This is a genomic window from Scardovia wiggsiae F0424, from assembly GCF_000269605.1.
GTDB lineage: Bacteria > Actinomycetota > Actinomycetes > Actinomycetales > Bifidobacteriaceae > Scardovia > Scardovia wiggsiae.
Genome location: NZ_AKCI01000001.1, coordinates 1,156,564 through 1,169,556, shown reverse-complemented (window position 1 = coordinate 1,169,556; position 12,993 = coordinate 1,156,564). Strand labels below are relative to the sequence as shown.

Here is a 12,993-nt window from a genome sequence, read left to right as displayed (position 1 = left end):
CAGCGAGAAATCGCGTAGCAACAGAAAACAGAAAATAAGTAAACAAGTACAGATAACAGCAGAAAGCAGAAACAGCAGACTTAAGGAAACTTAAGATTGGAATACCCGCAGGGAGGCTGCTGGCCATAGCAGCGGACTTGCAGGGTATCCGATTGGAAACTTAAAGCGACAGTCGCAATAAGGAGGAAAAATGAATCTCGTGACACTCGCAGCAATTGCCGGTAACTTCAGCGTATTCGGCTATGGTATGGCAGTACTCGGCCCAAGTATCGGTCTGGGTATGATTTTCGGCAAGGCTATGGAATCCATCGCCCGCCAGCCTGAGGCCAGCGGCAAGATCAATATGCTTGTTTTCATCGGCTTCGCTGTGGTCGAAGTCCTTGGCCTGCTGGGGTTCGTGGCCTTCATGATGGCCAGGTAGCCCTCGTTCCCCCAACCACGGGGAACAGGCAATAGCAAGCATAGGAACGAAGATCTACAGTAAAGGTAAAGGAGGTAAACAGTGATTACTATGGCTGCTGACGGCATCGAACTATTCCTGCCGAAAACGTATGACATGTTCTGGTCACTTGTAGTCCTCATTATCCTTGGTGTTTTCTTCTTCATATTTTTCATGCCGCGGTTCAAGAAGATCTTTGACGAGCGTGCATCCAGGATCGAAGGCAATATTGCCAAGGCTGAGCAGGCGAATAAAGACGCCCAGGCAGCTAAGGAAAAATATGAAGGCCAGTTGAAGAACGCCAGGGTAGAAGCTTCCAAGATCCGCGATAATGCGCGCGCTGAAGCAACGAATATCATTGCAGATGCGCGTTCGCGTGCTGAATCTGAGGCACAGCAGATAGCCGATAATGCTCAGAGATCTATTGAATCCCAGCAGCAGCAGGCACTGGTCAGCCTGAAAAGCGAGGTCGGCGCTATTGCTACGGCCCTCGCCGGAAAGATACTCGACACTAAGCTGCAGAAGGGTGATGTGCAGGATTCCATGATCGACAGCATGATCTCTTCAATGGAAAAAACAGATAAGGCAGATCACGCTGAGTAAGACGGGCCGGGCACAGGAATTGGACTCAAGGAAGTGCAAGTGAGTATTGCGGATAAGGTAAGGAGGTGACGCATGCACGGGGAAATGTCATTAGCAGCTGACCATGAGGTGCGGGAACGGTTTGCACCGGTGCTCAAAGCTGCAGGGGCCAATGCCGGGAAGGTTTCTGACGAGCTTTTCGGTTTCTCTTCGGTGCTTGACGCGAACGGCAAGCTTGAGCGTGCGCTGACTGATCCGTCCCGTCCCGCTTCTGATAAGCAGAAGCTTCTGCGCGTGATTGTGGCCGGCAAGGTGCAGCCGGTAACGCTGGAGATCCTGGATGCGCTTGTAGCGTGCCAGTGGAGCCGTGTTTATGACATCTCCAACGGTGTTGAGGATCTGGCGATTGACGCTATCCTGTATCAGGCTGATGCGGAAGGCAAAACAAGCACAGTTGCGATGGAACTGGCGAAGATCCATTCGGCTGTGCTGAACCTTACAGCCGTCCGTTCCTATCTGTCTGATACCTATACATCTGCAGGGAAACGTGTGGAATGCCTGCGGACGCTCCTGCGCGGAAACAGCCTTGACCCGATCACCATGAAACTCGCTGAGCACTCCACCCGCGACCTGAGAAACCGCCGTTTCCTGTCAACCCTGTCCTGGCTGATCAACAAGATATCCGAGCACAGCGGCGAAGAAGTCGTTACAGTGACCTCTGCAGTGCCGCTGTCCGCAGAACAGACAGAACGTATTACGAACCTCTATACACTCAAACTTGATCACCCTGTCCACATCAATTCGGTAGTAGACGAAACCGTTATCGGCGGCCTGCGCATCCAGGTTGGGGCAGAAGTGACAGATACAACAGTTGTGGCACAGCTGCATCATTTGCAGCAGGTGCTGTAAGAAAAGGAGTGATCAATGGCAGAATTAACCATCGATCCCGCTGCGATACGCCAGGCGCTTGACGATTTTGTCGAATCGTACACGCCTTCGGCAGCTCCGACCCAGGAGGTCGGCTATGTCAAAACTGCCGGCGATGGTATTGCCCAGGTAGAAGGTTTGCCGGGATGTATGGCAAATGAGCTTCTCACTTTTGAAGACGGCACTCTCGGGCTGGCATTCAACCTTGACGCACGCGAGATCGGCGTAGTGATCCTGGGCGAATTTGCAGGCATTGAGGAAGGCCAGGAGGTGCGCAGGACAGGGGAGGTGCTTTCCGTGCCTGTTGGCGACGGGTACCTTGGACGCGTTGTTGATCCGCTCGGGCATCCTATCGACGGGCTTGGCGAGATCAAATCTGAAGGCCGCAGGATCCTTGAGGCGCAGGCACCTGATGTAATGCACCGCCACCCTGTTGACCAGCCTATGGAAACAGGCATCAAGGCTATTGACGCCATGACGCCTGTAGGGCGCGGCCAGCGCCAGCTCATTATCGGGGACCGCCAGACCGGTAAGACTGCTATAGCGATCGATACCATCATCAACCAGAAGAAGAACTGGGAGTCAGGCGACCCGTTGAAACAGGTGCGCTGCATTTATGTGGCTATTGGCCAGAAAGGCTCTACGATCGCTGCTGTGCGCGCTTCGCTGGAAGATGCCGGCGCCATGGAATATACGACTATCGTAGCTTCCCCCGCTTCTGATTCGGCAGGTTTCAAATATATTGCGCCGTATACCGGATCAGCTATCGGCCAGCATTGGATGTATAACGGCAAACACGTGCTTATCGTATTCGATGACCTGAGCAAGCAGGCTGAGGCATACCGTTCGATCTCCCTGCTCCTGCGCCGTCCGCCGGGGCGCGAGGCTTACCCCGGTGATGTGTTCTACCTGCATTCGCGCCTTCTGGAACGCTGCGCGCGGCTGTCGGACGATCTGGGCGGCGGCTCCATGACAGGGCTTCCTATCATAGAGACCAAGGCTAATGATGTATCCGCCTATATCCCGACGAACGTTATTTCCATTACGGATGGGCAGATATTCCTCCAGTCCGATCTGTTCAACGCTAACCAGCGCCCTGCAGTGGATGTAGGTATTTCTGTCTCGCGTGTAGGCGGCGCGGCGCAGACCAAGGCTTTGAAGAAAGTCTCCGGTACCCTGAAGATATCGCTTGCGCAGTACCGTTCGCTGGAATCATTCGCAATGTTCGCGTCTGACCTGGATGCTGCTTCGAAAGCCCAGCTGACACGAGGCGCCCGGCTTATGGAGCTGCTGAAGCAGCCTCAGTTCTCGCCGTTCTCCTCCGAGCAGGAAGTAGTCTCCATCTGGACCGGCACACATGGGAAGCTTGATGACCTTGACCTTTCTGATGTCCTCCCGTTTGAACGCGGGCTGCTTGATTATGTTGACCACAATACCGATATCCTGAAAGTTATCCGCGAAACCGGCGACTTTACTGATGAAACAGAAAAGAAGCTTGACGATGCGGTTGAGGCTTTCCGCAAGACTTATGTCAGGCATGACGGGACACCGCTGGTCAATATGAAAGCTGCGGCTGCTGAACCGACCGAAGTCGAGCAGGAAGTGATTTCTGCCCGCCGCACTTCTGACAGGACTGACCCTGCTGATGGCGGCGATAGCCGTAATTCACGGCGCAGAGGCAGAGAAGGCAAGCCCGGCAGGAAAGCTGAATAAGTATGGCATCACAGCTCGCATTTAAATCACGCATTGCATCTACTGAGTCGCTGAAAAAGATTTTCAACGCCCAGGAGATGATTGCGTCGTCGCGCATCGCAAAAACCCGCGATGTTGCGCTTGCTGCGAAGCCTTTTTCTGATGCTATCTATGATGCAGTACGGTCACTGGCAGCCCATACAAATATTGAGCACCCCATCCTGGGCAAGAAAGAGGATAATCCGCGTGTAGCTGTGCTGGCGCTTACCTCAGACCGCGGCATGGCGGGGGCGTATACATCTTCTATCATCCGGGAAACGGAAGAGCTGCTGAACCGCCTTGAGGCTGACGGCAGGAAACCTGAGCTGTTCGTTTATGGGCGCCGGGGTGTGAACTACTACAAGTACCGCAACCGTGAAGTGGCGGCTACATGGGAAGGCGAATCCGATGCGCCTTCTGTAGCAATGGCAGCACGCATATCCAAAGCGCTTTTCGACACATACATGGCCCCCGCCTCTGCCGGCGGCGTGAGCGAATTCTATATTGTATTCACTGAATTCATCAATATGGTCGTGCAGAAAGTCCGGATACTCCGGATGCTCCCTGTTGAAGTCAAAGTATTGGATGACAGCGGGGATGATAGTGCTGACAGCGCTTTCACTGAGGGTCAGCCGGGCCGTACGGGCAGTACAGGCAGCCCTGGGAAAGCCCTGCGGGGGGATGATGATGTACTGGCGACCCCGCCTTTGTATTCATTTGAACCCAGCACCGAAGAAGTACTGGACAGTATCATGCCGAAATATGTGCAGTCGCGTGTCCATGAATGCCTGCTCACTGCTGCTGCTTCAGAAACTGCAAGCCGCCAGAATGCGATGCATACTGCAACAGATAACGCCGGAAAACTGGTCGATGAACTGACACGCAAGCTTAACGCATCACGCCAGGCTTCGATCACGCAGGAACTTACTGAAATAGTCGGCAGCGCGGATGCGCTGAAGAACGAAACAAAATAATAAGGATAGGAGCACAATGCCACAAAATAATGCTTCTGCGGTTAACGAGGCCGAAAAGATCGATGAATCTGAGGCCGTTAAAGGCCGTGTAACCCGTGTACAGGGCTCAGTGATCGATATTGAGTTCCCCATCGGGCATATGCCTGATATATACAATGCGCTTACTGTTGAGATTCCGGCAGTAGGGACAGTTGAGGGCGAGAACAGTGCGACTATCACGCTGGAAGTTGAGCAGCATCTCGGGGACTCCATTGTACGCGCTGTAGCGCTGAAGCCCACGGATGGCCTGGTGCGCGGCGCTGTAGTGACCGATACCGGAGGGCCGATCGAAGTACCGGTAGGCAATATTACGCTTGGCCACGTTTTTGATGTATCGGGGCATATCCTTAACGGTAAGGAAGGCGAAGCGCTTACTGTAAAGGAGCGCTGGCCTATCCATCGTGCAGCCCCGCCTTTCGACCAGCTCGAATCAAAAACAGAGATGTTCGAGACCGGCATCAAGGTGATCGACCTGCTCACCCCCTATGTGCAGGGCGGGAAGATCGGCCTGTTCGGCGGTGCCGGTGTGGGCAAGACTGTGCTTATCCAGGAAATGATCCAGCGGGTAGCGCAGAACCATGGCGGCGTATCAGTATTTGCCGGTGTCGGCGAGCGTACCCGTGAAGGCAATGACCTGATCGGCGAGATGGAGGATGCAGGCGTCCTGGAGAAGACTGCGCTTGTGTTCGGGCAGATGGACGAACCTCCGGGGACCCGTCTGCGTGTCCCTCTGACAGCCCTGACCATGGCTGAGTACTTCCGCGATGTCCAGAACCAGGATGTACTGCTGTTCATCGACAATATCTTCCGTTTCACGCAGGCAGGATCTGAAGTGTCCACGCTTCTCGGGCGCATGCCTTCAGCTGTGGGATACCAGCCGAACCTGGCCGATGAAATGGGGGCCCTGCAGGAACGCATCACATCTACGCGGGGACATTCGATCACATCGCTCCAGGCTATCTACGTGCCTGCGGACGATTATACCGATCCGGCCCCTGCAACAACATTCGCGCATCTGGATGCCACCACCGAGCTTTCGCGCGATATCGCATCCAAAGGTATCTATCCGGCTGTGGACCCGCTGTCCTCTACATCCCGCATCCTTGACCCGCGCTATGTTGGGCAGACGCATTACGAATGCGCCAACCGCGTGAAAGCTATCCTCCAGCGCAATAAGGAGCTTCAGGACATCATCGCCCTGATTGGTATTGATGAGCTTGGCGAAGAAGACAAGACCACGGTTGCCCGTGCCCGCCGCATTGAGCAGTTCCTCGGACAGAACTTCTATGTGGCAGAAAAGTTCACCGGGCGCCCAGGCTCATACGTCCCTGCTGATGAAACGATCGAAGCATTTACCCGCATCTGCGACGGCGTCTATGACAATGTCCCCGAGCAGGCGTTCTCCGGTATCGGTGGTATTGAGGACCTCGAGCGCAAGTGGCATGACCTTCAGAAAGAGCTGGGCAAATAATGGCCAGCAGCACTGAACCTGTGATCAGGGTGAATATAGCGGCTTCCGACCATCCTGTATGGTCGGGGGACGCTACGTATGTGTCGCTGCCCGCCACAAGCGGCGGTATGGGCATACTCCCTAACCATGAGCCTATCCTGTCGATCCTGAGCGACGGTCCGATCACCGTCACTGATACTGACGGGAAAAGCCACCGTTTTACAGTCCGGGACGGTTTCGTATCTTTCGATGATAACCGCCTCACTGTTGCTGTGGAACACAGCACAGACGACGAAAGCGCCGCTGCATAGCGCAGGGGCTGCAGGGCGCCGGCGTGTGCAGGAAGTCCTGCATGCGGCTTGGATGATTGAGAGGTAAAGGCCGGCTGCTGGTTTACAGCTTGTCTCAGGACTGTCATATAGTTACTTTTTGTGTGTGCCGCTGGCATGCCTATGTTAAGGTATGCGGCAGCGGGGCATCCCCTGGCCTGATGAAGCAGCCTGGCAACAGGTGTGTGCTGAGGGGCGGGGGCCATCGGGCCGGTGGACTGTGGCTTTCACGTATGATTTGAAGGCCGCATATGTCTGGGCTGATCCAGTCCAGGAGTGCGGTTTTATTATATGTGTGTGCTGCAGTGTGGCGGCCACGCGAAAGAATGAATTTAGAAATCGGAGAAAACAGTTGCCTACCATAGAACAGCTGGTCCGCAAAGGACGCAAGCCGAAACCGAAAAAATCAAAGGTTTTGGCATTAAAGGGCAGCCCGCTGCGCCGCGGCGTGTGCACCCGTGTGTATACCACGACCCCAAAGAAGCCGAATTCGGCTTTGCGTAAGGTCGCCCGTGTGCGCCTGAGCTCTGGCGTGGAAGTTACCGCGTATATCCCAGGCGAAGGCCACAACCTGCAGGAGCACTCCATCGTGCTTGTGCGTGGCGGCCGTGTAAAGGACCTTCCTGGCGTGCGCTACCACATTGTGCGTGGCGCCCTTGATACCCAGGGTGTAAAAGACCGCAAGCAGGGGCGTTCCCTGTACGGAGCAAAGAGGGCTAAGTAAATATGTCACGTAAAGGACCCGCAAAAAAGCGCCAGCTCCTGCCAGATCCTATCTACGGTTCGACAGTAGTAGCTCAGCTTATCAATAAAATTCTTCTTGACGGCAAGAAATCCATCGCTGAAAACATTGTGTATACTGCCCTGGAACAGGTAAAGGAGAAAACCGACCAGGAACCTGTTGCCGTGCTCAAGCGCGCGCTTGACAACATCCGCCCAAGCCTTGAAGTCCGTTCCCGCCGTGTTGGCGGCGCAACGTACCAGGTGCCTGTGGAAGTCAAGCCTGCACGCGCTAATACGCTTGCCCTCCGCTGGCTCACGGACTTCTCCCGCGCACGCCGCGAAAAGACCATGGCCGAGCGTCTGGCTAATGAGATCATGGATGCGTCCAACGGGCTTGGCGCATCGGTGAAGCGCCGCGAAGATACCCACAAGATGGCTGAGGCCAACAAGGCCTTCGCCCACTACCGCTGGTAGTTATGCCTGCGGGCCTGGGATACAGGCCTGCAGCAGATCCCAGCTAAAAGTTTTACGAAAGTTAGGTAAATATGGCAGAAGCACAAGGAGTGCTTAAAGATCTCGCCCATGTGCGCAATATCGGTATCATGGCTCACATTGATGCCGGTAAAACGACGACAACTGAGCGAATACTGTATTACACCGGCGTGAATTACAAGATCGGTGAAACCCATGATGGCGCCTCGACTATGGACTGGATGGATCAGGAAAAGGAGCGCGGCATCACTATTACTTCCGCTGCTATCACCTGTTTCTGGAACCGCCAGTCACATGATACGAAGGACAGCTATCAGATCAACATCATTGATACTCCGGGGCACGTGGACTTCACTGCTGAGGTGGAGCGTTCGCTGCGCGTCCTTGACGGTGCAGTAGCAGTCTTCGATGGTAAGGAAGGCGTGGAGCCGCAGTCTGAAACTGTGTGGCGCCAGGCTGATAAATACAATGTTCCCCGTATCTGCTTCATCAATAAGATGGATAAGCTTGGTGCAGATTTCTATTATTCAGTAGATACCATCAAGGAAAAGCTTAAAGCCAAGCCGCTTGTCATGCAGCTGCCTATCGGCGCAGAGAATACCTTTACTGGTGTTGTCGATCTGGTCCGCATGGTCGCTTATGTGTGGAACGATACCTCTGACTTGGGCGCACACTACGACACTGTAGATATCCCTGAAGAGCTCAGGGACCGTGCTGAAGAGTACCGTACAGAACTCATGGAATCGGCGGCTGAAGCCAATGATGCCCTGATGGAGAAGTATCTCGAAGCCGGTGAGCTTACCGAGGAAGAGATCCGTTCCGGTATCCGTGAACTCACGGTCCGTTCAGAAGCCTATCCGGTATATTGCGGTTCGGCGTTCAAGGATAAGGGTGTCCAGCCAATGCTTGACGGCGTTGTGGACTTCCTGCCGAGTCCTGAAGATGTCCCCGCAATCAAGGGGTATGATATCCACGATGAGGCTATTGAGATCGACCGCAAGCCCAGCGCGGATGAGCCGTTTGCCGCACTTGCTTTCAAGATAGCCGCGCATCCGTTCTACGGCAAGCTTGTCTATGTGCGCGTATATTCCGGTGAGATCCATCCCGGCGACAGCATTCTTAACGCCACCAAAGACAAGCGTGAGCGCGTAGGCAAGCTGTTCCAGATGCATTCCAATAAGGAAGAGCCTGTAGATGTGGCTTCTGCCGGTAACATTTACGCATTTATCGGCCTGAAGAACATCACTACCGGTGATACGCTCTGCGATGAAAAGAACCCTGTGGTTCTTGAATCTATGAGCTTCCCGGAGCCTGTTATCCAGGTGGCAGTCGAGCCTAAGACCAAGGCCGATCAGGAGAAGATGGGCATTGCCCTGCAGCGTCTGTCTGATGAAGATCCTACCTTCCAGGTGACAACTGACGAAGAATCAGGCCAGACGCTTATTGCGGGCATGGGCGAGCTCCAGCTCGACATCCTTATTGACCGCATGCGCCGCGAGTTCCATGTTGAGTGCAACGTCGGCAACCCGCAGGTCTCCTACCGCGAGACGATCCGCAAGCCTGTGATGAATGTTGAATACACCCATAAGAAGCAGACCGGCGGTTCCGGCCAGTTCGCCAAGGTGCTTATCAACCTTCTTCCTCTGGATACGGCTGAAGGCAGCAATTACGAGTTCGACAACCAGGTCACTGGCGGCCATATCAGCAAGGAGTTCATACCCTCTGTAGATGCCGGCATCCAGGAAGCTATGGAATCCGGTATCCTTGCCGGCTATCCTGTAGTTGGCGTGCGTGCCGAGCTTATTGACGGCCAGATGCACGAGGTCGATTCTTCGGAAATGGCCTTCAAGATTGCCGGTTCCATGGCTTTCAAGGAAGGCGCCCCTAAGGCAAGCCCTGTTATCCTTGAGCCTATTATGGCTGTTGAGGTGCGTACCCCTGAAGAGTATATGGGCGATGTGATCGGCGATCTGAATTCCCGGCGCGGGAACATCCTGTCCATGACCGACGCCACAGGTGTCAAGGTCGTGGATGCCAAAGTCCCGCTGTCTGAGATGTTCGGGTATATCGGCGATCTCCGCTCACGGACACAGGGCCGTGCAGTATACAGCATGCAGATGGATTCTTATGCTGAGGTCCCGAAGTCGGTCTCCGAAGAGATCATCAAGGCGCAGAGAGGCGAATAGCCTCTCTCAGCTGCAGCCTGCCGGTCCTGTGCAGCAGAGCCTGCCCTGCTGCACAGGACCGGCAGGCCGGGACAGCAGCACATCCAAAAAAATGTGAAACGCTTCGCACCCACTTGGTCTTATGCAAACATTAAGATAGTTATGTTTGCTCGGGTCGGGGACACGAAGTGACAACTAACCCAAAAACAGGTAATATGTAGCGAGTGGCCTGCGAGCCTGAGAGGCAGCAATGCTTGAAAAGGCAGCAGGATAAACTACGAGACGTCCAGGAGGACAATTTATGGCAAAGGCCAAGTACGAACGCACTAAGCCGCACGTCAACATCGGTACCATTGGTCACGTTGATCACGGTAAGACGACCCTTACGGCGGCTATTTCCAAGGTACTTCATGAAGAGTACCCAGATCTGAACCCTAAGTATGACTTTGATCAGATCGACGCCGCCCCTGAAGAAAAAGAGCGCGGTATCACTATTAACATTGCTCACATCGAGTATCAGACTGAGAAGCGCCACTATGCACACGTTGACGCTCCAGGCCACGCTGATTATGTGAAGAACATGATCACCGGTGCTGCCCAGATGGACGGCGCTATCCTCGTTGTGGCTGCAACCGACGGCCCTATGGCACAGACCCGCGAGCATGTACTGCTCGCCAAGCAGGTCGGCGTGCCGAAGATCCTCGTTGCACTCAACAAGTGCGATATGGTAGAAGATGATGAGCTTATTGAGCTCGTTGAAGAAGAAGTCCGTGATCTCCTTGATGAGAACGGCTTCGACCGCGATGCCCCGATCATCCGTACTTCTGCATACGGTGCACTCCATGATGATGCTCCGGACCATGACAAGTGGGCCAAGACTGTTAAAGAGCTCATGGACACTGTTGACGAGTACATCCCGACGCCGGTCCACGATCTTGATAAGCCATTCCTTATGCCTATCGAAGATGTATTCACTATCTCCGGCCGCGGTACTGTCGTTACCGGCCGTGTAGAGCGTGGCCGTCTGGCGGTCAACACACCTGTCGAGATCGTTGGACTTCGCGACACCCAGACCACGACTGTAACTTCTATCGAGACCTTCCACAAGCAGATGGACGAAGCTGAGGCCGGCGATAACACCGGTCTTCTTCTCCGTGGACTCGGCCGTGAAGATGTCGAACGTGGCCAGGTTGTCGCAGCTCCAGGCAGCGTAACCCCCCATACCAAGTTCGAGGGCGAAGTTTACGTTCTGACCAAGGATGAAGGCGGCCGTCATACGCCATTCTTCTCCAACTACCGTCCTCAGTTCTACTTCCGTACAACTGACGTGACCGGTATCATCTCCCTGCCTGACGGCGTTGAGATGGTCCAGCCTGGTGACCACGCAACCTTCACTGTACAGCTCCTCCAGCCAATCGCTATGGAAGAGGGCCTTACCTTCGCAGTCCGTGAAGGTGGCCGTACTGTTGGTTCCGGCCGTGTAACCAAGATCCTTGAGTAGGATTATTTACACTTTTAACAGGTAAAGAAGGCCCGTACCTCAAAGGTACGGGCCTTCCTGTTCCCCGAGGCCGTCACAGATGCCGGACATTTCCTCCTGCCTTTTCAGGTTCCTGTAAGGCTATTTCCGGCAAAGGCTGTCTGCTTGAATTGCTACAATTTCAACAGCACCAGGCGTTCCGGGCCGCCTGCACATCGTCAGATGTGAGGTGTCCGGGGCTGAGGGCAGAAAACTTAAGAACAACTAAATACGTGTAATGAAAGTGAAAGAGGGATCGATTATGAACCTTGATATCGCAGGTATGCACCGTGTCGCTGCAGAGCAGGGCATCGACGCAGAGCGTCTTGATGCTTCGCTGGCAGAAGCGCTGAGGCTTGCATACTTAAAAACGCCTCATGCAGCAAAGCACGCCCGCGTAGAACTTGATGAACGCGGCGGATCATTCACGATTTGGGCGCAGAACGAGATCCCTCAGGAGCCTACCGAAGCTGACCCTCATCCGGTCCCGAAACTCAGCGATGAGTATGATGATACCCCGAGCGATTTTGGCAGGCAGGCAGCTTATATTGCCCGCCAGGTGATCACGGCGCTTTTCCGTAAAGCTGCAGATGATAAGATTTTTGGCGCCTTTGCCGGGCAGAAGGGCAAGCTGATCACAGGGGTAGTCCAGCAGGACAGCAGTGACCGCGGTAATCTGCATATTGCAGTAGGTGATGTGGAAGCTATCCTTCCCCGCCGTGAGCAGGTGCCCGGAGAAAGGTTCCGGCACGGGGAGCGTGTCCGCGTCTATGTCGTCAGTGTGAACCGCGGGCTTAAGGGGCCGGAGATCATCGTATCCCGCTCGCATCCGGAGCTGGTCCGCCGGCTTTTTGAGCGTGAAGTGCCTGAACTTGTTACGGGTGCAGTGCAGATCATGTCTATTGCCCGCGAAGCGGGGGAGCGTACTAAGATTGCTGTCCGGGCGAATGCACAGGGCGTGAATCCGAAAGGCTCGCTGATCGGGCCTGCCGGACAAAGGGTGCGTGCTGTTATGGAAAATCTCGGTGAGGAAAAGATAGATATCGTTGACTGGTCCGAAGACCCCGCAAAATTCGTCGGGGCTGCACTTTCTCCGGCCCACGCGGTACGGATCACTGTGGTCAGTGAGAAGACTAAGACAGCCGTTGCCCTTATCCATAATGACCAGCTTTCGCTCGCTATCGGCAAAGAAGGACAGAATGCCCGCCTGGCAGCAAAACTGACGGGATGGAAGATCGGTGTGGAATCGTATGAGGCTGCAGCCCAGAAAAGCAGTGAAAGCGGTGAGAACACAGAGGCTGGTGAGGCCACCCCTGCCGCCGCAGAAAACGGAGAGGCTGATGCTTCTGCTTCTGTCTCAGGGAATGAGGGCGGCCCCGTATCTGAAGCTGCTCAGGAGGGAACCGGTAACCCTCCTGCTGGCGAGGCTCCGGGCAATAAGGCGGCTGCAGCTTCGGCCGCTGAGGAGGCGCCTGCGGAGTAGATAGGCGGAGATATCGCCGGATCCCCCGTTGACGTTGGGTTTCATCCAGGATGCTTTGCACCGTTCTGTGCGGCCGATGGCCCTGCGCATCCTGTACTCCTCCATGGCTTGCGGCTCTGCGGACCGGTGCAGCGACAGAC

The 12,993-nt window shown here is 54.7% G+C and carries 12 protein-coding genes; all 12 read left to right on the top strand.

The window, feature by feature from the left end; translation table 11 throughout:
* Nucleotides 1-190: 190 nt before the first annotated feature.
* The 12 genes from atpE (at nucleotide 191) to nusA (ending at nucleotide 12,853) form a co-directional block, all read left to right on the top strand.
* A complete protein-coding gene (gene atpE / locus HMPREF9156_RS0105245) occupies nucleotides 191-421 on the top strand; it encodes an ATP synthase F0 subunit C (protein ID WP_007147735.1) in 231 nt (76 codons plus the stop codon).
* Nucleotides 422-505: 84 nt separating this feature from the next.
* A complete protein-coding gene (locus HMPREF9156_RS0105240) occupies nucleotides 506-1,042 on the top strand; it encodes a F0F1 ATP synthase subunit B (protein ID WP_029246377.1) in 537 nt (178 codons plus the stop codon).
* Nucleotides 1,043-1,114: 72 nt separating this feature from the next.
* Nucleotides 1,115-1,930 carry a F0F1 ATP synthase subunit delta gene (locus HMPREF9156_RS0105235; protein ID WP_007147733.1) on the top strand — a complete coding sequence of 272 codons (816 nt, stop codon included), beginning with the start codon at nucleotides 1,115-1,117 and terminating at the stop codon, nucleotides 1,928-1,930.
* A 15-nt stretch (nucleotides 1,931-1,945) separates the two neighbouring features.
* The gene (gene atpA / locus HMPREF9156_RS0105230) at nucleotides 1,946-3,661 is read left to right on the top strand and encodes a F0F1 ATP synthase subunit alpha (protein WP_007147732.1); all 1,716 of its coding nucleotides are present in this window, start codon (nucleotides 1,946-1,948) and stop codon (nucleotides 3,659-3,661) included.
* A gap of 2 nt (nucleotides 3,662-3,663) precedes the next feature.
* Entirely contained in the window at nucleotides 3,664-4,653 is a 990-nt protein-coding gene (locus HMPREF9156_RS0105225; RefSeq protein ID WP_007147731.1) for a F0F1 ATP synthase subunit gamma, read from the top strand.
* A gap of 16 nt (nucleotides 4,654-4,669) precedes the next feature.
* Complete coding sequence (atpD, locus tag HMPREF9156_RS0105220; RefSeq protein ID WP_007147730.1) at nucleotides 4,670-6,163, top strand: F0F1 ATP synthase subunit beta; 1,494 nt, start codon at nucleotides 4,670-4,672, stop codon at nucleotides 6,161-6,163.
* The gene (locus tag HMPREF9156_RS0105215) at nucleotides 6,163-6,453 is read left to right on the top strand and encodes a F0F1 ATP synthase subunit epsilon (protein WP_007147729.1); all 291 of its coding nucleotides are present in this window, start codon (nucleotides 6,163-6,165) and stop codon (nucleotides 6,451-6,453) included. Before atpD ends, HMPREF9156_RS0105215 begins: the two co-directional genes overlap by 1 nt.
* A gap of 370 nt (nucleotides 6,454-6,823) precedes the next feature.
* Nucleotides 6,824-7,195 carry a 30S ribosomal protein S12 gene (gene rpsL, locus HMPREF9156_RS0105210; RefSeq protein WP_007147728.1) on the top strand — a complete coding sequence of 124 codons (372 nt, stop codon included), beginning with the start codon at nucleotides 6,824-6,826 and terminating at the stop codon, nucleotides 7,193-7,195.
* 2 nt (nucleotides 7,196-7,197) lie between these two features.
* Nucleotides 7,198-7,668 carry a 30S ribosomal protein S7 gene (gene rpsG, locus HMPREF9156_RS0105205; RefSeq protein WP_006292609.1) on the top strand — a complete coding sequence of 157 codons (471 nt, stop codon included), beginning with the start codon at nucleotides 7,198-7,200 and terminating at the stop codon, nucleotides 7,666-7,668.
* A 71-nt stretch (nucleotides 7,669-7,739) separates the two neighbouring features.
* Complete coding sequence (gene fusA / locus HMPREF9156_RS0105200; RefSeq protein WP_007147727.1) at nucleotides 7,740-9,872, top strand: elongation factor G; 2,133 nt, start codon at nucleotides 7,740-7,742, stop codon at nucleotides 9,870-9,872.
* 280 nt (nucleotides 9,873-10,152) lie between these two features.
* Nucleotides 10,153-11,352, top strand: coding sequence for an elongation factor Tu (gene tuf / locus HMPREF9156_RS0105195; protein ID WP_007147726.1), 1,200 nt, complete (start codon nucleotides 10,153-10,155; stop codon nucleotides 11,350-11,352).
* A 280-nt stretch (nucleotides 11,353-11,632) separates the two neighbouring features.
* Entirely contained in the window at nucleotides 11,633-12,853 is a 1,221-nt protein-coding gene (nusA, locus tag HMPREF9156_RS0105190; RefSeq protein ID WP_007147725.1) for a transcription termination factor NusA, read from the top strand.
* The last annotated feature ends 140 nt before the right edge of the window (nucleotides 12,854-12,993 follow it).

What these genes read in the sequence shown, in the direction of transcription:
- HMPREF9156_RS0105215 (WP_007147729.1), top strand. Translation starts at nt 6,163, where the DNA reads ATGGCCAGCAGCACTGAACCTGTGATCAGGGTGAATATAGCGGCTTCC.
- atpA (WP_007147732.1), top strand. Translation starts at nt 1,946, where the DNA reads ATGGCAGAATTAACCATCGATCCCGCTGCGATACGCCAGGCGCTTGAC.
- rpsG (WP_006292609.1), top strand. Translation starts at nt 7,198, where the DNA reads ATGTCACGTAAAGGACCCGCAAAAAAGCGCCAGCTCCTGCCAGATCCT.
- atpD (WP_007147730.1), top strand. Translation starts at nt 4,670, where the DNA reads ATGCCACAAAATAATGCTTCTGCGGTTAACGAGGCCGAAAAGATCGAT.
- fusA (WP_007147727.1), top strand. Translation starts at nt 7,740, where the DNA reads ATGGCAGAAGCACAAGGAGTGCTTAAAGATCTCGCCCATGTGCGCAAT.
- tuf (WP_007147726.1), top strand. Translation starts at nt 10,153, where the DNA reads ATGGCAAAGGCCAAGTACGAACGCACTAAGCCGCACGTCAACATCGGT.
- atpE (WP_007147735.1), top strand. Translation starts at nt 191, where the DNA reads ATGAATCTCGTGACACTCGCAGCAATTGCCGGTAACTTCAGCGTATTC.
- HMPREF9156_RS0105225 (WP_007147731.1), top strand. Translation starts at nt 3,664, where the DNA reads ATGGCATCACAGCTCGCATTTAAATCACGCATTGCATCTACTGAGTCG.
- HMPREF9156_RS0105235 (WP_007147733.1), top strand. Translation starts at nt 1,115, where the DNA reads ATGCACGGGGAAATGTCATTAGCAGCTGACCATGAGGTGCGGGAACGG.
- nusA (WP_007147725.1), top strand. Translation starts at nt 11,633, where the DNA reads ATGAACCTTGATATCGCAGGTATGCACCGTGTCGCTGCAGAGCAGGGC.